The 24,999-nt window shown below is 69.1% G+C and carries 4 protein-coding genes; 2 read left to right on the plus strand and 2 right to left on the minus strand.

From position 1 onward, the window contains the following. Positions 1-83: 83 nt before the first annotated feature. Together EDF56_RS26050 and EDF56_RS20865 are read right to left on the minus strand one after the other, a co-directional pair. Complete coding sequence (locus tag EDF56_RS26050; RefSeq protein WP_165912301.1) at positions 84-18,140, minus strand: autotransporter outer membrane beta-barrel domain-containing protein; 18,057 nt, start codon at positions 18,138-18,140, stop codon at positions 84-86. Between the two features lie 336 nt (positions 18,141-18,476). Continuing rightward, a complete protein-coding gene (locus EDF56_RS20865; RefSeq protein ID WP_132391154.1) occupies positions 18,477-19,271 on the minus strand; it encodes a SapC family protein in 795 nt (264 codons plus the stop codon). Between the two features lie 896 nt (positions 19,272-20,167). Here EDF56_RS20865 and EDF56_RS20870 point away from each other — a divergent pair. After that, positions 20,168-23,191: a TonB-dependent receptor gene (locus EDF56_RS20870; RefSeq protein WP_243652745.1), complete on the plus strand. Its 3,024-nt coding sequence runs from the start codon at positions 20,168-20,170 to the stop codon at positions 23,189-23,191. Positions 23,192-23,262: 71 nt separating this feature from the next. Beyond that, positions 23,263-24,846, plus strand: coding sequence for a glycoside hydrolase family 28 protein (locus EDF56_RS20875; protein ID WP_132391158.1), 1,584 nt, complete (start codon positions 23,263-23,265; stop codon positions 24,844-24,846). Positions 24,847-24,999 lie beyond the last annotated feature (153 nt).

Below are 24,999 nucleotides of genomic sequence, written 5' to 3' on the forward strand. Positions count from 1 at the left end.
TTCTGTTGGCCGGATCCGCAAGGATCCGGCCGAAATCGTGGAAATGTGTGGAAGCATCGGGATGGACATGACGGGCGCCGCGGTCACATGTGGAACCGGACACCGACCATGGCGGTCACGTCATTATAGCCCTTGCCAAGGTCGGCCCCGACGCTGGCCTGCAAATCCACATTGTGCATTTGCAGGGTGGAACGCAGGTCGATCCGGCCGCTGTTGCTGACGGCCCGCGCTCCCGTGGTGGTGAAGCGGAAGTCCGGAGCCCCGGCGAATGCCGCAGTGATCGAACGGTCGGGGTCGAAATCGTGGACCCACGCAGCCCGCAGCGTGGTGACGAGCGCCTTGCCCTGCGGCAAGTCGATACGGCCCGCGACATTGGTGCCCAGCAGGCTGCGCGCGCGGGTCCAGTCCTTCCCGAAGAAGGCCAGGCCGAGCGTCGCGTTCTGCTGCGCCTCGCCATGCGTCTCGACAAAGCTCGGCAGTTGGAGGCGCGTGGCTTCCAGTGCACCGAAGGGCTGGAAGACCACGTTCCCGGTGCCGAACTGACGCGCCACTTGTGCGCGGCCCGACCATGCATGCGCGGTGAAGTCGCCGCGCGACTGCACATTGCCGTCGGCATAGAGCCACATGTCGCGCACGTAGTCGGTGTTCGAGACGCTGTAGAGCAGGTCCGCGCTGAGCGTCCACGCTCCCGGATGGAAGCCCGCGTAGGCGCCCACGGTGTAGACCTTGGCCTTGCCCGACGTGCTCGCCCCCGCAACCGAGAAGCTCTGCGGATCGAAGCCGAAGCTGGCCCCCACAAGCGTCCGCGCATCGAGACGATAGTCCCAGCCGCCCTGCACGACATAGCCGCTGGTGCGCGTGTCGTGCGCGCCATCGGTTCCGTCAAGCCGCTGACGGCCACCCTGGACGGTCATCCAGAGATTGCCGAGCTTCTCCTTCTCCCAGGCCGGCGCGAACATGCCGATACGGCCGAGGATCTGGCTGTCGATGCCGTCGTGGTTGTTGCCCACCGCCGTCAGCGTCGCACTCTGCGCGGCAGTCACGCCCTCGCCCGTCAGGCTGTCATAGACCGTGCCCAGCGCGCCGACCGTCGGGATCGAGATGATCGCGGCGGCCGTCGGCGCGAAGGCGTCGGTCGGCGTCTTCTGGATTTGATCGAGTACGCCGCCGATCATGGCCTGACGCTGGGTCAGTCCGGCCGGGGCATATTCGACCACGTAGCGGATCGACTGCTGGTTGGTCGAAGGATACGCCAGCGAGAACGTCGCCACGGCCGAATTCGGCGCAACGAGCTGAACCGCGTCCTGCCCGGTGATCCCACCCGCCGCATCGAGGATGACGACTTCGTTCGTCCCGGTCCGGGCATAGCCCAGATTGAGCAGGTTGGTGGTGACCTTGCCCGCCAGCACCGCCGCGCCCGATACGACGACCCGGTCAGCCGTATTGGCCTTGAGGTCGAGATCCAGGTTGTACTCGCTCGCCGCCGTCAGGGTCAGGCCGCCGCTCACCGCGAGCTGCGATACCACGCCGCCGCCACCCGGATTGAGAATGCCCGAGTTGACGAACGTGCCCGCACCCACGTTGACCAGCGAACCGGCCAGGAAGATGCCGCCGTCGACGTTGGTGAAGCTGCCGACGCCGTTACCCAGGTCGATCGAGCCGACGATGGTGCCCGAGTTGACGATCGTGTTGTTGCCGCCCTCCGCGTAGATCACCAGGCCTTCCTGCCCGTCCATGGTCTGGAGCGTGCCGGCATTGGTCACCGTGTTGTCCGCGCCGCCCAGCAGCGAGACGGCATGACCGCCCAGACCGCCGACGACATTGACCTTGCCGATGTCCAGCGTGATCGCACTGGCGCCAAGACCGCCGGTGCTCTGCGCAACGAGAGCGCTGGAGCCCGTGCCGGTGGTCACGACATCGGCGTTCACGGTGAGGTTCACCGCATTGCCGATGCCGGAGCTACCGAGCACACCAGTGTCCGAACCCACGGCCGCGCCGCCGCCGCCCACCGATTGGACGACCACGCCATTGGCATTGGCGCCACTGGTATGGATCGCCGCGCCGACAGTGACGTCCACCGCACCGGCATCGACACCGTTGGTGATCGCCGCAGTCTGGGCGAGGGAGGCAACCCGTGCCATCCGGAGCGGGCTGACTGCACCGGCGTCCACCACGTCCAGCGTCTGGACCGTGCCGTCCGCGCCAACCACGGAGGCCGCGCCGCCGCCGCCGCCGATCGACTGCACCAAGAGTGCCGTCGATCCCGCGCCGATGGTGGTGATCGTCTGGTTGATCGCCACCGAAACGTCGCCGCCGCTGCCGGTCGCGCCGTTCGATGCGCCCAGCGTCAGCGTGCCATCCGCGTTGGCACCCACGGCGCTGACGTAACCGCCGCCGCCGCCGATGCTCTGCACGACGACACCCGCCGCACCCGCGCCGGTGGTCTGGACACGGCCATCGAGCGTGAACTGGATATTGCCGCCCGAACCGCTGGCCGCGCCGCCGAGGTCGACATTCGTGACCGTGCCGGAGCCGCCGGTATTGTCGAGGGTCGCCAGACCGCCGCCGCCGCCGATGGACTGCACGAGCACCGCGTTGGCGCCGATGCCGCTGGTGACGACATCCGCCTTCTGGTCGAGCACGATGTTGCCGCCGTCACCGCCCGCACCGCCGGTCGATCCGGCCGCAAGGGTGATGTCGCCCAGCGCGCCGCCTTCCATCGAGGACAGCGTGGCCACGCCGCCGCCACCGCCGATGGACTGGACGACCAGTGCCGAAGCGAGGTTGCCCGAGGTGCCGATGGCGCCGGTGGAGCTGGTGAAGGTGATATCCCCACCGTTGCCCACCGTCGTCTGTGCACCGCCTACGTTCAGCGAAGCACCTGCCAGTGATCCGTCGGCAAGGCCAAGCGCCATGGTGCCGACACCGCCGCCACCGCCGACCGACTGGGCGAGCAGGCCAAGAGCCCCGTCGCCTGCGGTAACGATGGTTGCGCTGTTGGCGATGGTCACCGCCGCGCCCGAACCTGCCGAGTCCCCGCTGCCGCCGACAATGGTGGACCAGACGGCATCGCCGCTGCCCAGCACCACGTCGCCGGTAACACCCTCGGTACCGCCGCCGCCGCCGATGGACTGCGCCGCGAAGCCGATGGCGCCTGCGCCCTTGGTCTGGACTTCGTTGGCGTTGGTCACGTCGATGACGTTGCCGTCACCCGCGACGCCGCCGGTGCTGCCCAGTTGCAGGGTGAGGCCGTTCGAGCCGACTTCCAGCGGATCGGGCACGGAAAGCGCGACGTTACCGCCGCCCGCGCCTATGGCCTGGGCCAGCAAGCCATAGGAAAGCGCGCCCGCCGTCTGGAGCACACCGCCCGAGAGGTTGACGACGACCTTACCCTGCTTGCCGCTGATCCCTTCGCCCTGTGCGCCCAGCGTCAGGTTCACGCCGTCGAAGGCGCCCGCCTGTGCCGCGATGGCATAGGCCGACTGGCCGCCGCCGCCCGCGATGGACTGGGCGAGGACCGCGATGGAATCGTCCGCCATGGTGACGATGCTGCCGGTGGAAGTGACGGTAACGTCGCCGCCGTCGCCGCCCGCACCGCCGGTACCGCCCACTTGCGTGTTCAGCGAACCGCCGGTGACTGCCAGCGAGCCGGTGAAGCCGCCCGCACCGCCGCCGCCGCCGATCGACTGCGCCAGGATGCCGACCGAGGCCGCGCCTTCCACAAGGATCGTACCGGTGTTGGTGACGGTGATGTCGCCGCCATTGCCGCCCGCGCCGCCGCTGCCGCCAAGCGCGGACGTCATGCCGCCAAGCCCGGTGCTGAGCGTGCCGGAAACGACCATGCCCGCCGTACCGCCGCCGCCGCCGATGGACTGCGCGAAGACGCCGTAGGACAGATCGCCCTTGGCATCGATCACGCCGCTGTTGCTAACCGTGATCGTGCCGCCGTCACCGCCAGCGCCGCCCGAGCCGCCGAGGCTCGTCGTCGTGGAGCTGCCAGTGCTGAGCGAGCCGGAGATGGACATGCCGCCAAGGCCGCCGCCACCGCCGACCGACTGTGCGAAGACGCCGATGGAGTTGGCTTCCAGCGTCTGGATCACACCGCTGTTGGTCACCGCGATGTCGCCGCCATTGCCGCCGCCAGCACCTGCACCGCCGATGGACTGGCTGATCGCGCCGCCCGCGCCGACGGAAAGCCCGCCCGCAAAGCCGCCCGAACCGCCACCGCCGCCGACCGACTGGCCGAAGACCGCAACCGAGCCCGCACCCTGTGCCAGCACGTTGCCGGCATTGGTCAGCATGATCGCGCCGCCATTGCCGCCACCGCCGCCGGAGCCTGCGCCCAGCGCCGAATTGACCGCCCCGCCCGTGGCGATGGTGCCGTCGACCGCGAAGCCGCCGGAACCGCCGCCGCCGCCGATGGACTGCGCGAAGACGCCGTAGGAGAGATTGCCATCGACCACGATGGTCGCGCCCGCGGCATTGGTGACGCTGATCGCGCCGCCGTCACCGCCGGCTCCGCCCGAACCGCCAAGCGTGTTGGAAATGCTGGAAACCGCACCGTTCGCCGCCAACGAGAAGCCGCCAAGGCCGCCGCCGCCGCCCACGGACTGGGCGAAGACGCCTGCCGCATTGGCACCGGCCGCATGGATCTGGCCGCTGTTGCTGACGGAAATATCGCCGCCCTGGCTGGCATCGCCACCGGCACCGCCGATGGTCGACCCGAAGGCACCCTGGCCCGATCCGGTGAGACCGCCCGCAAAGCCGCCGGCACCGCCGCCGCCACCGATGGACTGGGCGAAGACCGCAACGGCCCCGGCGCCCAGCGTTTCGATAGTGCCGCTGTTGGTCAGCGTGATCGTGCCGCCAAGGCCGCCGCCACCGCCGGCTCCGCCGCCGATGGTCGACTGCGCATCGCCGGTGAGTGCCACGGTCGCGCCGGCCGCAAAGCCGCCGTTACCGCCGCCGCCGCCGATCGACTGCGCCTGAATGCCATAGGCGAAGGCGCCCTCGGTGTAGACCGCGCCGCTGGTATTCACGGTGATGTCACCGCCGATACCGCCCGCGCCGCCGCTGCCGCCGATCGTGTCGGACACGGCATCCATCTGCGACGCCGCGCCGCCGACGGCAAAGCCGCCGACACCGCCGCCACCGCCGACCGACTGGGCAAGGATCGCCACTGCCTGATCGCCGGCCGTCGCCACGAGGCCGCTGTTGCTGACGGTGATATTGCCGCCCGCGCCGCCGTCGCCGCCGGCTCCGCCGACCGACGAACTGGCCGAAGCGCCCTCTGCCGAAAGGCCGCCGCCCGCCGCGAAGGCACCGGCACCGCCGCCGCCGCCGATCGACTGCGCGAAGATCGCGATCGAAGCGTCGCCCAGCGTGACGACCTGACCGGCATTGTCGATGGCGATCGTGCCGCCAAGGCCACCTGCACCGCCGATACCGCCGCCGACGCCGTTCTCCACGTCGTCAGCCAGCGCCAGAGCGCCGCCGGCCGCAAAGCCGCCCGCACCGCCGCCGCCGCCGACCGACTGCGCGAAGACGCCGTAGGAAATGGCGCCATCGGTCTCGATCTTGCCGCCGGCCGCGTTGCTGACGGTGATGTCACCGCCGTCGCCCGCCGTGCCGCCGTCTCCGCCGACCGTCTGCGAAACCGCACCGGCCTTGGAAGCCGCGCCGCCGGTCGAGAAGCCGGCGACACCGCCGCCACCGCCTACCGACTGCGCGAAGAGTGCCGTGGCATTGCTGCCCAGCGTCAGGATCGAGCCGCCGTTCTCCAGCGTGATCGTGCCGCCCGAACCGCCTGCGCCGCCCGAACCGCCGATCGTGTTGGAGGTCACGCCGCCTTCGGCCGAGAGACCGCCGCCGGCCGCGAAGCCGCCCGAACCGCCGCCACCGCCGATGGACTGCGCGAAGACCGCAATCGCGCCCTCGCCCGCCGTCTGGATCGCGCCGAGGCTGCTCAGCGTGACATTGCCGCCGATACCGCCGCCGCTGCCCGAACCGCCGCCGACGCTGGAGTCCACGTCGCCTTCAAGGCTGAGCGCGCCGCCGGCCGCAAATGCGCCCGAACCGCCGCCGCCGCCGACCGACTGCGCGAAGACCGCGTAGGAGAAGTCGCCCAGGGTGGTGATCGAACCGCCCGCGCCGTTGCCGATGGAGACTTCGCCGCCGTCACCGCCGGCTCCGCCGCTGCCGCCAACCGAGTTCGAGGCGCTGTCCGCCTTCGAGGCGCTGGCGCCGACCGAGAAGCCGCCGACACCGCCGCCGCCGCCCACAGACTGGGCATAGACCGCCGTGGCATTGGCGCCTTCGGTGCGGATCGAGCCGGTGTTGACCAGCGAAACCACGCCGCCGGCACCGCCCGCGCCGCCTGCACCGCCAACCGAGTTGGAAGCCGCGCCGCCCTCGATAGTGAGGCCGCCGCCCGCCGCGAAGCCACCCGCGCCGCCGCCGCCGCCCACCGACTGCGCGAAGATCGCGATCGAGCCGTCTCCGGCCGTGCCGATCTTGCCGGCATTGCTCAGCGAAACCACGCCGCCGATGCCGCCGCCGGCACCGTCACCCGCGCCGACCGACGAATTCGCATCGCCCTCAAGGCTGAGCGCGCCGCCGGCCGAGAAGCCGCCTTGACCGCCGCCGCCGCCGACAGACTGCGCGAAGACCGCGTAGGACAGCGTGCCCAGCGTGATAACGGCGCCGTTCGCGCCATTGGCCACGGAGACTTCGCCGCCGTCACCGCCCGCGCCGCCGCTACCGCCGACCACGGTCGAGGCGCTGTCCGCCTTCGATGCGGAGGCACCCACGGCAAAGCCGCCCTTGCCGCCGCCGCCGCCGACCGACTGCGCGAAGATCGCGGTCGCGTTGGCCCCTTCGGTCTGGACCAGGCCATCGGTCGTGATCGAAACCACGCCGCCGGCACCGCCCGCGCCGCCCGAACCGCCGACGCTGTCCGAAGCCGAGCCGCCTTGCGCGGTCAGGCCCGCGCCCACCGCAAAGCCGCCGGCACCGCCGCCGCCGCCCACGGACTGGGCGAAGACCGCCACCGAACCTGCGCCCTTGGTCGCGATCGTGCCGGTGTTGTCGAGGCTGACGAGGCCGCCTGCACCGCCGCCGCCACCGCTGCCGCCGCCCACGCCGGACTCGGCATCGCCTTCCAGGCTGAGGCCCGCGCCGGCCGCAAAGCCGCCCGAACCGCCGCCGCCGCCGACCGACTGCGCATAGACTGCATAGGACAAGTCGCCATCGGTGGTGATCGTGCCGCCATTGTTGGCGATCGTGACGTCACCGCCCGCCCCTGCCGCGCCGCCGCTGCCGCCGACGAGGTTGGAGGCCGCATCGGCGCTGGCTGCTGCCGCACCGGCGGAGAACCCGCCTTCGCCGCCGCCGCCGCCCACCGACTGGGCCAGGATCGCGGTCGCATTAGCGCCCAGCGTCTGGATCGTGCCACTGCTGGTAACCGAAACGAGGCCGCCGTCACCGCCGCCAGCGCCCTGGCCGCCCACGGCATTGCTGGCCGCGCCGCCCTTGACGCTGAGGCCGCCCGAAACGGCAAAGCCGCCCGAACCGCCGCCGCCACCGATGGACTGCGCCAGCACTGCCAGCGAGCCATCGCCGCGCGTGCCGATGTCGCCCGCGTTGTCGATGGACACCACGCCGGCCGAACCGCCCGCGCCGCCCGATCCCGCGCCCACGGTGGAGCTGGCATCGCCTTCGAGCGCGAGACCCGCGCCGGCCGCAAAGCCACCGTTACCGCCGCCGCCGCCGATCGATTGCGCCTGAATCGCGATAGACATCGCGCCTTCGGTAACGATCGTGGCGTTCGCCGTGTTGACCAGCGTAACATCGCCCGCCGAACCCGCCGTGCCGCCGTCTCCGCCGATGGAGCTGTTCGCCGCGCCGCCCTTGGCCAGCGCACCGCTGACCGCGAAGGCGCCGTTACCGCCGCCACCGCCGATCGACTGCATCAGCACCGCCGTTGCGTTGGCGCCTTGCGTCAGGATCGTGCCATCGTTGTAGAGCGAGACCGTGCCCGCCGAACCGCCGCTGCCCGCGCCGCCGCCAATGGCATTGGAAAGGGTGCTGTCGCTGCCGCCCGCAAGGCCCGCGCCCACCGCGAAGCCGCCACTGCCGCCACCGCCGCCGATGGACTGCGCGAAGACCGCCACGGCGCCGTCGCCGCTGGTCTGGATCAGGCTGTAGTTGTTGACGCCGACATTACCGCCGTCACCCGCTGCACCGCCGGCTCCGCCGCCGACCGAAGACGTCGCGCCTTCGGACAGCGAAAGCGCGCCGCCCGTGGCGAAACCGCCCGAACCGCCGCCGCCGCCAATCGACTGGGCAAGGATGGCGTAGCCGAAGTTGCCGGTGGTCACGACCGAGCCGGTCGAGCCGTTGGCCACTTCCACCGTGCCGCCATCGCCGCCCGCGCCGCCGCTGCCGCCCACCGCGTCGCTGGCCGATGCCGCCTTGGATGCCGATGCGCCCAGCGAGAAGCCAGCCGAACCGCCGCCGCCGCCAATCGACTGCGCCACGATCGCCACGGAGCGGTCGCCCAGCACCTGGATATTGCCGGTGGTCACCACCTTCACCCCAGCGGCATCGCCGCCGACGCCGCCCGAACCGCCAAGGCTGTTGGCCACGGATTCCGAAGTGGAGGAGATCGAGAGCGAGCCGGAGAAGCCGCCCACGCCGCCGCCGCCGCCGATCGACTGCGCCACGACGCCGTTCGATGCCGCGCCGAAGGTGTAGATATCGCCTGTGTTCTGCACGGTGACCGTGCCGGCGTTCTGGCCCGAACCGCCCGCGCCGCCCGTGGCGCTGGAGGCCGCCTTTTCGCCCAACGCCAGCGTGCCGGCCACGGCAAAGCCGCCCGAACCGCCGCCGCCGCCGATGGACTGCGCCAATACGCCGTCCGACAGGGCGCCGTGGGTCTGGATCAGCGCGCTTGTGGAGACGAGGACATTGCCGCCCACGCCGCCGTCGCCGCCCGAACCGCCGGTGACGGCGCTGGCGCCCTCACCGTCCGATGCAGCCGCAAGGCCGAGCGAGAAGCCGCCCACGCCGCCGCCGCCGCCGATCGACTGGGCAACCACCGCCGCCGAGCCGTTGCCCAGCGTGCCGAGTGCGCCACTCAGCGTCAGGTCCACATTGCCCGCGTCGGAGCCGATGCCGCCCGCGCCGCCGACCGAGCTGACCGCCGCGCCGCCGCCCAGCGCCGCCGCCAGGCTTCCCGAGAAACCGCCCGCGCCGCCGCCGCCACCGATGGACTGGGCCAGCACTGCATTGGTGGCATCGCCCGAAGTCAGGATCTGGCCGACCGAAACGACCGTGACATTGCCCGCCGCGTTGCCCGCGCCGCCCGCGCCGCCGACACTGTCGGACGCGCCCGAGCCCTTGGTGGCAATCGCGCCGGAGACCGAGAAGCCGCCGGTGCCGCCACCGCCGCCGATCGACTGCGCCACGATGCCGCGGCTGTGATCGCCATCGACCTTGATGTTGCCGATCGAGGTCACGCTCACATCGTCGGCCGAACCGGACGATCCGCCTGCACCGCCGGTGGAGCTGGAAACCGCGTCCGCGCCCGAAAGCGCGAGGCCCGCGGAGACCGAGAAGCCACCGTTACCGCCGCCGCCGCCGATAGACTGCGCGACGATGCCGGTGGAATTGGCGCCGTGGGTGAAGATGTCGCCCGTATTGGCCACGTCCACGGTGCCGGCATTGCCGGCCGATCCGCCCGCGCCGCCGCCGATGGTGGAGTTCGCCTCACCCTCAACGCTCAGCGCGCCGCCGACCGAGAAGCCGCCCGAACCGCCGCCGCCGCCGATGGATTGCGCCAGGATCGCGCCCGATTGCGCGCCGAACGTCTCGATCCCGCCGGTGTGGGTGACGGAAACATCACCCGCATTGCCTGCCGAGCCGCCGTCGCCGCCGGTCGAATCCGCCGTCGCGCCGCCGCTGGAGGACAGCGCCGCGCCCACCGCGAAGCCGCCCGCGCCGCCGCCGCCACCGATCGACTGCGCCAGCAGCGCCACCGAGGCCGTGCCCTTGGTGACGACATTGCCGTTCACATCGACGCTGACATTGCCCGCATTGCCCGAGGCGCCGCCAGCGCCGCCGCCGATGGCCGAATCCGCATCGCCCTCGATGGACGCACCCGCGCCGACCGCGAAGCCGCCGGAACCGCCGCCGCCGCCGACCGACTGGGCGATAACGCCGCGTGCCTGGGCTCCGTCGGTCTGGATATCGCCATCAACCGTGACGCTGACATTCCCGGCATCGCCGGAGGAACCGCCGCCGCCGCCGGTCGAATCCGAGGCCGCGCCGCCCGAGGACGAAAGCGCTGCCGAGACCGAGAAGCCGCCGACACCGCCGCCGCCGCCGACCGACTGCGCCAGCACGCCGTTGGCTGCCGCGCCTGCGGTGATGACCGTTCCGGTCTGGACCACCGTCACATCCGAAGCGGAACCGGCTGCACCGCCGGCGCCGCCGCCGACACTGGACTTGGCGTCCGAATCCATCGACGCGCCCGCGCCGACCGAGAAGCCGCCAGTGCCGCCGCCGCCGCCCACAGACTGGGCGAACACGCCGTTGGCCGATGCGCCCGCGGTCTGGATATCGCCGTCATGCGAAACGGAAACGCTGCCCGCGCTGCCGCCCGCGCCGGCCGAACCGCCGACGCTGGTGCTGGTCGCGCCGCCCTCAAGACTGAAGCCCGCGCCGACCGAGAACCCGCCCGAACCGCCGCCGCCGCCGACCGACTGCGCGAAGATGCCATTCGAATTCGCACCGCTCGTGACGATGGTGCCGGTTTCGGAGACAATCACATCCGCGCCGTCGCCTGCGGTGCCACCGCCGCCGCCGCCGACCGTGGACGTGGCATCGCCCTTCATCGAAGCGCCAAGGCCCACGGCGAAGCCGCCGTTGCCGCCGCCGCCGCCCACCGATTGGGCCAGGATGCCGTTCGAATTCGCGCCGCTGGTGCCAATGTCGCCCACGCGGTCCACCGTGACGGTGCCGGCATTGCCGCCGCCGCCGCCCGAACCGCCCACGCTATCGCTGGTCGCCGCGCCGTCAAGGCTGAGGCCCGCACCGACCGAGAAGCCGCCATTGCCGCCGCCACCGCCGACCGACTGCGCGAAGACGCCATTGGCCTGATCGCCGAGGGTGACGATCGTGCCGGTTCCGGTCACGGTCACATCGCCTGCGTCGGAACCGTCGCCGCCGCCGCCGCCGCCGACCTTGGAATCCGCGTCGCCCTTGATCGAGACACCAAGGCCCACGGCAAAGCCGCCGTTACCACCGCCGCCTCCGATCGACTGCGCGAGGATACCGTTGGACCCGGTGCCCTTGGTCTGGATGTCGCTGTCGGCATGGACAGTGACATTGCCCGCGATCGCCCCGCCCGCACCGGCACCGCCGACGCTGGTGGAGGACGAGCCGCCCTCGCTGGAGAAGCCCGCGCCGACCGAGAAGCCGCCGTTGCCGCCGCCGCCGCCAACCGACTGCGCGAAGATGCCCGCTGCCGCTGCGCCTTCGGTCCAGATCGTGCCTTCGGTGGTGACCGAAACGTCGCCCGCCGTTCCGCCCAGCGAACCCGCGCCGCCGCCGACGTTCGATTCCGCATCGCCCTTCAGCGATACGTCGAGGCCCACGGCAAAGCCGCCCGAGCCGCCGCCGCCGCCAACCGACTGCGCGAAGACGCCGTTGGAGCCGTCACCCTTGGTGGTGATGCCTTCGCGCGCCACAACCGTGACGTTGCCGGCGTTGCCGCCCGAACCGCCGCCGCCGCCAACGCTGTCGCTGGTGGAATCGCCTTCCGCGCTGAAGCCCGCGCTAACCGAGAAGCCGCCGGTGCCGCCGCCGCCGCCGACAGACTGCGCCAGCACGCCGTTGGACGCAGCGCCTTCGGTGTAGATCGCGCCGGTGGTGTCGACGCTGACGTCGTCCGAATTGCCTGCCGCGCCGCCTTCGCCGCCGCCGACGCTCGAAGACGCATCGCCCTTGATCGAAACGCCCGCGCCGACCGAGAAGCCCCCGTTACCGCCGCCGCCGCCGACCGACTGCGCGAAGATGCCGTTGGCGATATTGCCGGTGGTCTGGATCTTGCCGACGTTGACGACATCGACCGTGGACGCATTGCCGCCCGCGCCGCCGCTGCCGCCCACCTGGTTGGAGGACGCATCGCCCTCGCCCGAGAACGCGCCGCCCACCGAGAAGCTGCCCGAACCACCGCCGCCGCCGATCGACTGCGCGAGGATGCCGTTGGAGCCTGTTCCCGATGTGACGACGGAATAGTCCGCGATGCCCGCATTGGCGCCCGCCGTGGCCGAGACGCTGACCGTGCCCGCGTCGTTACCGGTGCCGCCGTTGCCGCCGACGCTCTGCGTATCGGAATCGCCCTTGGCCGAGAGACTTGCCGAGATCGAGAAGCCGCCATTGCCGCCGCCGCCGCCGACCGACTGGGCGAAGATGCCGTTGGCAATTTCACCGGTGGTCTGCACGGTGCCAAGGCTGGTCACGTCGACATTGCCGGCAAGGCCGCCGCTGCCGCCGGTGCCGCCGCTGCTGTTGCCGATGGACTGGCCCTCGACCGTGGCCGAAGCGGTCAGGCTGAAGCCGCCGTTACCGCCGCCGCCGCCGATGGACTGGGCCTGGATGCCGGCCGCGAGGTTGCCCGAAGTCGACACGTTGCCGGTCGATCCCAGCGTGACGTTGCCGGCCGTATTGCCGGTGCCGCCCGAACCGCCGATGCCCACGGCCACCGCATTGCCGACCGAGAGCGAGAGCGCGCCGGCGAAACCGCCATTGCCGCCGCCGCCGCCCACGGACTGCGCGAAGAGGCCGACCGAGCTGGCGCCGCTCGTCGAAATATCGCCAGTGCTGATCAGCGAGACGTCGCCCGCCTCGCCGCCCGAACCGCCTTGCCCGCCCACGGCGACCGAGGCCGAAATGCCGTCGCTGCTGGCCGTCAAGGTGCCGGAAACGGCGAAACCACCATTACCGCCGCCGCCACCGATGGACTGGGCGAGAATGCCGTCCGCCTGATCGCCCAGCGTGGTGATGTTGCCTGCGGAGACGACCGAAACCGCCTCACCCTTGCCGCCGGAGCCGCCCTTGCCGCCCAGCGCCAGCGCTGCCGAGGCATATTCCGCGCCCGCGACTGCGACCGAGAAGCCACCGTTACCGCCGCCGCCGCCGACCGACTGCGCGAAGATGCCGTTGGACAGCGTGCCTTCGGTGTAAATGTCGCCCGTGTTGGCGAGGGTGACGGTGCCGGCATCGTTGCCGGTGCCTCCGGTGCCGCCGAACGACAGTGCCGCCGCGCCGTACTGCGCGCCCGCGACGCTGGCGGAGAAGCCGCCATTGCCGCCGCCGCCACCGATGGACTGCGCGACAAGGCCGCTCGACTGGTCGCCCGTGGTTGCGATCTGGCCGGTGGAGGTGAGCGTTACGTCGCCCGCCGTGCCGCCCGCACCGCCGGTGCCGCCGAAGCCGATAGCGACCGCGCCGTACTGGCCGCCCGCCGCGCTGACGCTCCAGCCGCCGTTGCCGCCGCCGCCGCCGATGGACTGGACTTGCGCGCCCGCGCTGAAGTCGCCCAGCGTGACGATGTCGCCGGTATTGGTCAGGTCCGCGTCGCCTGCCGCACCGCCGGTGCCGCCCTTGCCGCCGAAGCCAATGGCTGCCGCGCCGTACTGTGCAGCCGCCGCGCTGACGGAGAAGCCGCCGTTGCCGCCACCGCCGCCGACCGACTGGGCGAACAGGCCCTGCGAATAGTTGCCCTCGGTCCAGATGTCGCCGGTCGAGGTGAGCGTGACGTCGCCCGCCGCGCCGCCCGTGCCGCCGCTACCGCCGAAGGAGAGCGAAACGGCGCCGAACTGGGCGCCCGATGCAGAGATCGCGAAGCCGCCGTTACCGCCGCCGCCGCCGATGGACTGCGCGCGCGCGCCGGCCGAGAAGTCGCCCGAAGTCGTCAAGTCGCCATCAGAGTCGACCGAAACGTCGCCCGCCGAACCGCCGACGCCGCCGGTGCCGCCCATCGAGAGGCTGACCGCGCCGAACTGGCCGCCTGCCGCCGAGATCGCGAAACCGCCGTTGCCGCCGCCGCCGCCCAGCGACTGGGCGAAGATGGCGTCGGCATTGTTGCCCAGCGTCTGGATGTCGCCGGTGCTGTCGATGCTGACATTGCCGGAGGAGCCGCCGTCGCCGCCCTTGCCGCCGAACGAGGCGGAAATGCCGCCGCCCTGGCCGCCCGAAGCCGCGATGGCGCCGCCGCCATTGCCGCCGCCGCCGCCGACCGACTGCGCGAACAGGCCTTGCGAGCTGTCGCCCTCGGTCAGGATATTGCCGGTGCTGACCAGCGTGACCGTGCTGCCGGTGCCGCCATTGCCCGCGCCGCCGCCGAACGCCAGCGAAGCACCGCCGGCCCAGCCGCCGCTGGCCGAAATCGCCAGACCGCCGTTACCGCCGCCGCCGCCGACCGATTGCGCCAGAATGCCGGCCGCAGCCGCGCCCTGCGTCCAGATGCCACCGTCGGAGGTGACCGAAACTTCGTCGCCGTCGCCGCCGTTGGCGCCCGCGCCGCCCATCGACAGGCCCGCAGCGCCGATGCCGCCGCCAGAAATCGCCGCCGAGAAGCCGCCGTTACCGCCGCCGCCGCCCACCGACTGGGCAAGGATGCCGTTGGACAGGTCGCCCACCGTGGTGATCGTGCCGGTGCTGGAAACGGTGACCTTGGCGCCCTTGCCGCCGTTCGCGCCGCTGCCGCCGAAGGCTGCCGACATCGCGCCAATGCCGCCGGCCGATCCGGAAACCGCAAAGCCGCCATTGCCGCCGCCACCGCCCACCGATTGGGCGAAGATACCGTTGGCGCTGACGCCTTCGGTCGAAAGGTCGCCCGTCGAGGAGACGGTGACATCGTCGCCCGCGCCGCCATTACCGCCGCCGCCGCCGAAGGTCAGGCTGGCCGCGCCCGCCGCACCGCCCGCAAGGCCCACCGCGAAGCCGCCATTACCGCCGCCGCCGCCGACGCTTTCGGCAAAGATCGCGTCCGACTGGTCGCCCTTGGTCGAGATATCGCCAACCGAGACGACTTTGACGGTCGATCCGTCCGAACCCGCGCCGCCGACGCCGCCGAAGGTGGAGGTGATCGCACCGATGCCAATCGCCGCGCTGGCCGCGAAACCGCCATTGCCGCCGCCGCCGCCGACCGACTGCGCGAAGATGCCGCGCGACTGGTCGCCCTCGGTCGTGATGTCCGTGGCGCTCTCGACATCGACGAGGCCACCTGCGCCGCCCACGCCGCCGCCGCCGCCGAAGCTCATCGCCAGCGAACCGCCGAGCGAGGCCCCCGCCGCAACCGAGAAGCCGCCGTTACCGCCGCCGCCGCCGACAGAGCTGGCGAAGATGCCGTCCGAAAGCTGGCCCTTGGTGGCAATCGTGCCTTGCAGGCCGACGCGCACGGCGCCACCCGAACCGCCCGAGCCACCCGAGCCACCGAATGCGATCGACGCCGTCGCGCCAATGCCCGCCGAAGCCGAGAGCGCAAAGCCGCCATTGCCGCCGCCGCCGCCGACCGACTGGACGAACAGGCCGCTCGAACGGTCGCCATAGGTCTCGATATAGGCAGCGCCCATGTCGGAGCTGGCCGTCGTGCAGGCGGAGTTGGTGTTGACGCAGATATCGCCGCCCGCGCCGCCGCCGCCGCCCGAACCGCCGAACGCGGCGCTGGCGAAGAGCCCGCCCGCCACCGCCGAACCGCCGTTGCCGCCGCCGCCGCCAATCGATTGCACGAAGATCGCGGTCGCGTCGTCGCCCGAAGTCGAGACGAGGCCGGTTTCGTTGAGGACGACCTTGCCGCCCTTGCCGCCGTTGCCGCCATCGCCGCCAATCGCGAGCACGCCGGTGCTGGAACCGCCGTTGCCGCCACCGCCGCCGATCGATTGCGCAATGATACCCAGAGCCTGGTCGCCCTGGGTCGTGATCATACCGCTGTTGGTGACCGTGACTACGCCGCCGTTACCGCCGCCGCCACCCGAACCGCCGATCGAAATGAGACCGGTCGAGGAGCCGCCGTCACCACCGCCGCCGCCGACCGACTGCGCCTGAATGCCGATGGAGCGCAGGCCCGTGGTCAGGATCGAACCGCCGTTGGTGACCGTGACATTACCGCCGGGACTCGTGCCCGAGCCGCTGCCGCCGATCGCGGCAAGGCCGGTCGAATTGCCGCCGGCGCCGCCGCCGCCGCCCACCGATTGCGCGAAAATGCCGCGCGCGTAATCGCCAGTGGTCTTGAGCGCGCCCTGATTGTTGACAACCACGGCCCCGCCAAGACCACCGCTTGCGCCCGAACCGCCAAGGCCGACAAGACCGACCGCGCCGGAACCCGCGCCGCCACCGCCGCCAACCGACTGTGCGAAGATCGCATCTGCCCATGAACCGGACGTGGTGATCGAACCGCCCGAGGTCTGCGTGACCTGGACCAGTCCGCCGTCGCCGCCGCCCGCGCCCGAACCGCCGAGCGAGACAAGACCGCCGGTGCCCGCAGCCGAACCGCCGCCGCCGCCAACCGACTGGGCGAAGATACCCTTGCCCGAAGCACCGGTCGTCACCATCGTCGCGCCCGAAGACACGTACACGGTGCCGCCATTGCCGCCGCCCGCGCCCGTGCCGCCCAGCGCGGCCAGACCGCCGCTGACGCCGGCATTGCCACCGCCACCACCGATCGACTGCGCCATCACGCCGTAGGAGCCGATGCCCGCCGTGGAGACATAGGCGCCATCGGCGATGGCGATGCTGACGGTTCCGGCATCGCTGCCTTCGCTGCCGGCGCTGCCCAGCGCCACCAGACCGACCGTCGTGCCACCGTTGCCGCCGCCGCCGCCTACCGATTGCGCAAAGAAGGCATGGGCATAATCGCCGGTCGTCTTCGTGGAGGAATCGGAGCCCGCAGTGATCGTGGCGTTGCCGCCCGCGCCGCCCGCGCCGCCGGAGCTGGAATCGGCGAATACGCCGCCACTGGTGCCGCCGCTACCGCCCGAACCGCCCACCGACTGCGCAAGGACGCCGTGCGCGCCGTCGCCGGAAGTCTGGACCACGCCGTTCTGGTTGACGAGGACATTGCCGCCCTTGCCGCCGTAGCTGCCGCCGCCGCTAGACGCGACGAGGCCGAAGCTGTCGCCGCCGCTGCCCGCCGTACCGCCGAGGCTTTGTGCCAGAATGCCGATCGAACCGGCACCGCTGGTGGCAACGGAACCCTCGTTGGTGACTGCCGCATTGCCGCCCACGCCCGGCGAACCGCCGCCCGAGCCGCCGCTGGACAGCCAGCCGGAACCACCATCGCCGCCCTTGCCGGCCGAGCTGCTGACGAGGATGCCATAGGCACTCGTGCCCGTGGTCACCACGCTCGCCGTGCTGACCAGACTGACATCGCCGCCTACGCCGGCAGTGCCGCCGGTGCCCCCGTGCGAGCCGAGATAGCCGTTGCCGCCCTTGCCACCGTTGCCACCAATGCTCTGCACGATGACGGCGGCAAGGCCGCTGGACTGCGACGAAATCGAGCCGGAGATGGAATCGGTGATGTCCGGACCATTCGAACCCGAACCACCGTTACCGGCCGAGATGAACAGCGCGCCGATGTGCCCGTTGCCGCCGCTGCGGCCGCGCTGGACGTTGCGATAGGTGCGATCGCCCGGATCGGAGGGCAGATCGATGTTGTCGGCCCCGCTCGCATTGGTGGCGGGAGCGACCGAGGTCACGACATCGGTGGTGCTGATCGTGCTGTCGGCAGAGCTTTGCAGCGACACCGAAGTGACTGCGCCGCCGGTATTGGTCGTAACGGCGGTGACGGTATAGGTCGTGCCCGAAACGTCGAAAGTCTGCCCCACTTCGGTGGCGAGCAGGATCACATTGTTGCTGGCCGTCTGCACCTGCATCGGCGGCATCTGCGTGGTGACGACTTCCAGCTCGCCGGTAAGCGGGTTTTCGATCTGCGACCCGACAGGCGGCATCACGATCGGCCCCGGAGTGGGGGTCGGGGTGGGGGTCGGCGTGGCGGACGGCGTCGGTGCGGGGGTGGCAGATGCCGCGAAGGGCACGACCCCGCCCAGAACCATCATTGCAGCAAGCGTCGCCACGGACGTTCCCGCGCGCCATGAGCGGGCAGAGCGCGTCTCTCCCGTGCTCTCGGTGGAACGGCCAGCGAAAGTGTCAATAATGTTCAAGGTGAAGCCCCCCGGAGCCTGATCGGCCTGTTGTCCGGCCCGCCTCAGGAGCGGGATGGCCCTGCTGTACGCCACGCGGCGATCAGCAGGAATCCGGGACAACACATAGAAAATGTCAGAATAATTTCCTGCTTATCAAAGCGTTAGAAAATCATTCGCGATGTCTTGAGACGCGGCGATGCGTCAAAGCCGCCCTTTCCGCACTGCCTTATGCAGCGCGGATCGGGCGGCTCTGGTACGGCCGGAAAATCAGGTCGTGCGGGAAACTGCCGCCAGCGCGTCCCACTTCGCCTGCGAAGCGATCTGCGCATGGATCGCGGGCAGCGCACCGGCTTCACGCAGGCGCAGGAACTGCTCGTTCGGCAGCGCTTCGAAGCGGGTGCGATCTACTGTGCTGTATTCGACCAACAGACTGGGATCAGTTGCATCAGGCGCAGTGTAGTGCACACGCTTTACTTCGAAAAGCTCCAGCTCTTCCAGCAATGCGATCAGCAAACGCGTGCGGGCCTGCGCGCTTTCGTAGTTCTCGCAGAATCGCAGCGCCTGAAGGGTCAGCTCGGTGGCTTCACCGCTGTCGAAGAGCGCGACGGCACCGTCTTCGGCCTTGCCGGCGACGCGGCCGGAAGCGTGATCGAGGCAGAGGATCAGGCGTTCGCTGCCTTCATCACGCGCAAACACGAAAGGATAGCGGCGCAAATAGGCGGGAATATAGGCCCCTGCCTGATAGCGGCCTTCCGAAACGAACAGATTGCGCTCCGCTTCCAGTCCGGTGACGACGTAAGGCTGGCGATCGTCGCCGAAGAACAGGATGGGATAGTCGAGCGAGGCCCGTTCGAACTCGTCCACCGTCAACTGGATCATCGGCGCACCGGCGGCAAAGCCGAAATCGGTCGGCGCCACGATCACGGCCGCATCGGCGTGAGTCGCGCTGTGTACGGGACGGGGGTCGCGATAGAGCGGAAGGCTTCCGTTAACCTGCGGCGCGTAGGCGGCACCGGCCGCAACATTCGCGGCCTTGCGATTCTTCTGCTTCGATTCCGTCATATACCCCACCGAAAAAATCAAACCCCGTCGCCGCCGACCTGAACTTTCGTGCGCAATGCGCGCCGTCAAATCTGCAACTTTGGTACGATTTTGGCATTATAGAGCGGTTAACGCCCCCGCAAGCATGTCCCCTGTGAAATTTATTTCCGAATGGTCAAAAGTGCGCAATACGCGCAACCACCTATGGTTAAAATGACACTAAACGCACAGAAGGGCCAGCACGGTACTCGCTGAGCATCGATACAATCGGATAATACTGCGGTTCATTTTGACAATAACGATACCATTACGGACTTTGAGAAAAATTTGCTTCAGTAAATTTTCCGAGAAATGACCTGTGCTTGCACTGAATTGCGAAACATAGGTCTGCATTGCCGCTTTGTCAGATCAAGGCCGCGTGTACGTTGCGCAATGTTATCTCGTTGGGCAACGCACTTATACGCTACAAACAGCATCTTTGCCGTCGGCGATCATCGTCCACACATCTTGACGGTATTATCGCCTCTGCCGAGCCTTGTGCGGGACCGAGGAAGTCCTCTCGGGCACAAATTTGTGCCCATACTATCCACATGAATTTCCTGTGAAACCAGCGCCGATCGAGCCATCCCAAGCGCCAACCGGAACGCAATGCAACAGCCACGTAGAGCTCGCCGTTGCGACCGGAGCAGCGACCGAACCATATGTCGCGTTTGTTGCATCGCTTGACGCGACCCGGTTTGGGGCATACGTGTAGATCCAGATGATAGCGCTACCTAATGCGCTACAGAGCCAATACGTGAGTTGGAGCCCCGCGCTCCGACGATCAGTTCGGTTGAAAAAGGGGAGGAATGATGAAGGACATGCCATCTTTGCGCGCGCATCTCTTGGGTGGGGCCGCGCTTATTTTTTGCCACAGCGTGCCAGCGCTGGCACAAGACACCGTTCCGGCAGCTGCACCGCCTTCGGATACGCAAGCCGCACAGAAAGAAGCCACTGCGGCCGACATCATCGTCACCGGCTCGCGCATCGCGCGCAACGGCTTCGATGCCTCCACGCCGGTCAGCGTGGTGAGCCAGGAAGACATCAAGCTTTCGGGCAATGTGAATGTCGAGCGTACCCTGTCCGAACTGCCTCAGGTGGTCGGCTCGCAGCTTGGCAGCGCGACTTCGAACACGGTTCCCGGCGGCTTTGCCGACGTCAATCTGCGCGGGTTCGGCTCGACGCGTAACCTGGTGCTGGTCAATGGACGGCGCTATGCCATTTACGGCCCCGAACAGGTCACCGATCTCAACACCATCCCGTCCAGCCTGATCGCCCGCACGGAAATCGTGACCGGCGGCTCTTCGGCAGTCTATGGCTCGGACGCGATCACCGGCGTCGTCAACTTCATCATGCGCGACGATTTCGAGGGTGTGGAAGCGCGCGCGCAGCTCAACATGGACCGTCCGACAGGCACGCCCGTCTACACGTTCGACCTGACCATGGGCGGCAATTTCGCGGATGGCCGCGGCAATCTCGTCGTCTCAGGCAACTATCTCAACCGTGGGTCGATCACGCGCGGCGAGCGCGGCGATTTCGCCTATGACTCGCTGTCGGACGGCTGCGTCGTTCCCGGGAGCGGCAGCAGCAGCCGTGCGGGAACGCCCTTCACACCGCCGTCCGGTCAGGGCTGCGTCGCCGGTGGCGGCCAGCTGGGCTTCGTAGCCGGCGGCAGCGGCGACATTCCCAACGGTCGCTTCTCCGGCATCCCGGCCTTCGGCGGTTCGAACACGGCGCTGAACGCGGCCTATGCCGCTGCGGGCCTTTCCTCGCTCACCTCGCGCGGGTTCACCTTCAATGACGCGGGAACCACCGCGCGTCCGCAGATCTCGCCGCAGGACGACTTCAACCTCGGCCCCGACAACTACCTGATCCAGCCGCAAAAGCGCTGGATGATCAACAGCTTCGGCCACTACGACGTCACCGACAGCGTCACCGGCTACATGGAGCTTCACTACAGCAACAACGTAGTAAACGCCCGCCTCGCACCGACCAATGTCGGCGCGCCGACGCTGTTCGATGTCGACAATCCCTATCTGACGCCGCAGCTGCAGGACGTACTGCACCAGCTCGATCTGGCGGAAACCGGCACCACCACCGTCACCAGCGGCACGTCCACGCGCACGACCACGCCGGGCGACGGTCTGGCCGTGCTCACCGCCGGCCGGCGCTACAGCGAAGTCGGCCCGCGTCTGGCCAGCGAACGACGCAACGTGTTCCGCGGCGCCTGGGGCCTGAAGGGCAAGATCGGCGATCTGTCCGAAGATTTCTTCACCGATCTGAAGTTCGACGCCTATTACACTTATGCGCGCAGCGAGGACACGCTGCTGCTGCAGAACGCGATCTCGCGCAGCCGCCTGCAGGCCGCTTTGCTCTCGGTGGGTGGTGCAGACCCGGTCTGCAACATCTTCGGCCAGAACGTCTCGGCAGACTGCGCGAACGCAATCCGCATCAGTGCCACCAACTCCACCATCGCCACCCAGCAGGTGGCGCAAGGCAGCATCACCGGCACCGCGTTCAAGCTTCCGGCCGGCCCGGTGGGCTTCTCGCTCGGCACCGAATGGCGCAAGTCCAGCGCCACCTTCACGCCGGACTCCTTCCTGGCATCGGGCGACGTCGCGGGCTTCAACCCCGGCCTTCCGACCAAGGGCGACGTTTCGGTGAAGGAAATCTTCGGCGAGCTTCGCGTGCCGCTGGTGCACGATACACGGTTCGTTGAAAGCCTGGTTGCCAATGGCGGCTTCCGCTATTCGGACTACAGCCTTGCGGGCGTGGGCGGCCAATGGACCTACCTTGGCGGTCTGGACTGGCGCGTCAACCGGGACATCGCGTTCCGCGGCCAATACCAGCGCGCCATCCGCGCGCCCAACGTCAGCGAGCTGTACGGCGGCGTGACCCGCGTGGTCGGCGTTGCGACCGATCCCTGCTCCTCGCGCGCGCCCACCGCACAGCAGACCGCCGCCGTGCGCGCCGTCTGTGTCGCCACCGGCGTTCCGACTGCTGCGGTGTTCACCGACGCGGTGCAGCCCAACAGCATCATGCCGGCCGACTTCGGCGGCAATCCGAACCTGGGTGCCGAAAAGTCCGACACGGTCACGTTCGGTGCAGTGCTGACGCCCAGCTTCGCGCCCCGACTCTACCTTAGCGTCGATTACTTCAACATCTCGCTCGACGGCGCGATCTCGTCGCTGGGTGGTGGTCTCCAGAACACGCTGAACCTCTGCTATACCGTCATTCAGGACGCCAATAGCGAGTTCTGCCGCGCCATTGTCCGCAATCCCAACACGGGCGAGATCAACGACCCTTACGTGGCGCAGATCCGCAACGCCAATACCGGCAAGCTCAAGACCTCCGGCATCGACTTCGCGGCGCGCTACTCGTTCAACGTGGGCTTCGGCCTGCCGGGCGTGGGCGAGACCAGCTCGTTCGATATCAGCAGCAGCATGACCTATCTGGACGAATTCACCTCCGTCCCGGTCGCCGCCCTGCCCGATATCAAGAACGAATGCGCCGGAGCCTACGGCCCGACGTGCGGCCAGCCGCTTCCGCGCTGGCGCGGCACGACGCGCATCACCTGGAATGTCGAGGATCTCAGCCTCAGCCTGCGGCACCGCTATATCGGCAAGGTCACGACCGACCGCTTCGTCGTGCCTGACCGTCAGGGCGCGGCCAATGCGCCGGCACTGGACAGCTTCGCCTATCCGGTACTCAAGGCGCAGAACTACTTCGATCTGTCGTTCAACTATACGCTCAAGGACGGGATCGAAATCTTCGGCGGCGCGAACAACATGTTCAACAACAAGCCTCCGGTGACGACGCAGGGACCGAACGCCAATACCTTCTCGGCCACGTATGACGTGCTCGGGACGGAGTTCTTCCTTGGCGCCCAGCTGAAGTTCTAAAATACAATGGGACGGGAAGCGGACGGATCCGCTTCCCGTCCAACAGACCCGCTACGGGGGAGAGAATAATCATGGGGTTTGACCGGCGCGCCTTCATCCAGGGCGGAATTCTGGCGGGCGCGGCCTCCCTCACACAGGCCGCTGCGGGCGCACCGGGCAAACTGCTCATGTCGGCAACGGGCGGCGGCGTGGTGGACGTCCGCCACTTCGGCGCCAAGGGTGACGGCCGCACGATAGACAGCGGCGCGATCAACAAGGCGATCGACCATGCCGCCTCGCTCGGCGGCGGCACCGTCTATTTTCCGGCGGGCACTTACGCCAGCTATACGATCCGCCTCAAGAGCAACATCACGCTCCTGCTGGGAGACGGCGCCACGCTGCTGGCCGCCGCGCCCACGGAGACGCACGGCTACGACCATGCCGAACCCATCGGCGACTGGGGTGCCTATCAGGACTTCGGCCATGGCCATTGGCGCAACAGCCTGATCTGGGGCGAAGACCTCCACGATATCGCCATCCTCGGACCCGGCCTGATCTGGGGCAAGGGGCTGGGCCGGGGCGACGGCAAGGACAACTGGCTGAACGATCCCACCGGGCCGGGCACCGGCAACAAGGCGATCGCGCTCAAGAACTGTCGCAACGTCATCCTGCGCGACGTGCACATACTGGAGGGCGGCTGGTTCGCGCTGCTCGCAACCGGCGTCGACAATCTCACCATCGACAACGTGTTGGCGGACACCAACCGCGACGGGTTCGACATCGATTGCTGCCGCAACGTGCGCATCAGCAACTGCACGGTCAATTCCCCTTGGGATGATGGGATTTGCCCCAAGAGCAGCTACGCGCTGGGCCATCCCCGGATCACCGAGAACCTCACGATTTCGAATTGCTTCGTCACCGGCAACTATGAAGTCGGCTCGGTGCTGGACGGCACCTGGCGCAAGATGCCCGCGTCCTTTGCGCCGAAGATCCACGGGCGCATCAAGTTCGGCACCGAATCCAACGGCGGCTTCCGCAACATTGCGATCACCAACTGCATCTTCGAGGACAGCCGGGGTCTTGCCTTCGAGACAGTGGACGGCGGGGTGGTAGAGGACGTGACGGTCAGCAACATCACCATGCGCGGCATCATCGATGCGCCGCTGTTCCTGCGCATCGGCAAGCGGATGCGCGGACCGGCAGGCGTGCCCATCGGATCGATGAAGCGAATCCTGATCCAGAACGTGGTCAGTTCCAACGCCACTATCCTGCCCTCGGTCATCGCGGGCCTTGCCGATCACCGGATCGAGGATGTGACTATCGCCGACTGCCATTTCCATCACGTGGGGGGCGCCCCGGCGGAAATGGCCCGCGTCCGGCCTCCCGAGGCCGAACTGGCCTATCCCGAAGCGACCATGTTCGGCGACCTTCCTGCAACCGGCTTCTTCGTTCGCCACGCGCGCAACATGCGTTTCAGCAATGTCGAGGTGTCCGTGGCCGCTCCCGACCCCCGCGCGGCGTTCCGACTGGAAGATGTGCGAGATGCCGACTTCATCGACATCCGTGCGCCCGGCCGCCCGACCTATTCGCTGGAGGGGGTAACCGGCTTTCGCAGCACCGGTGGCCGCGGGATGGAAGACCGCCGCGCCGATGGGCCGCTTTCGGACGAGTTCTAAACCGCGAGGGCAGATCCGGGCGCGAGTATCCGGGCGGCGCAAGTGCCGTCAGTATACTCACGACCCGAAACTTAATCGGTCCAAGCCGCACCGTCCTGCCTAACTGCACCGTCGCCCCCGCGAAGGCGGGGGCCCCGCTTCTTGGCGACGTCT

This window comes from Novosphingobium sp. PhB165 (assembly GCF_004341845.1).
In the GTDB taxonomy this organism is placed as follows: domain Bacteria; phylum Pseudomonadota; class Alphaproteobacteria; order Sphingomonadales; family Sphingomonadaceae; genus Novosphingobium.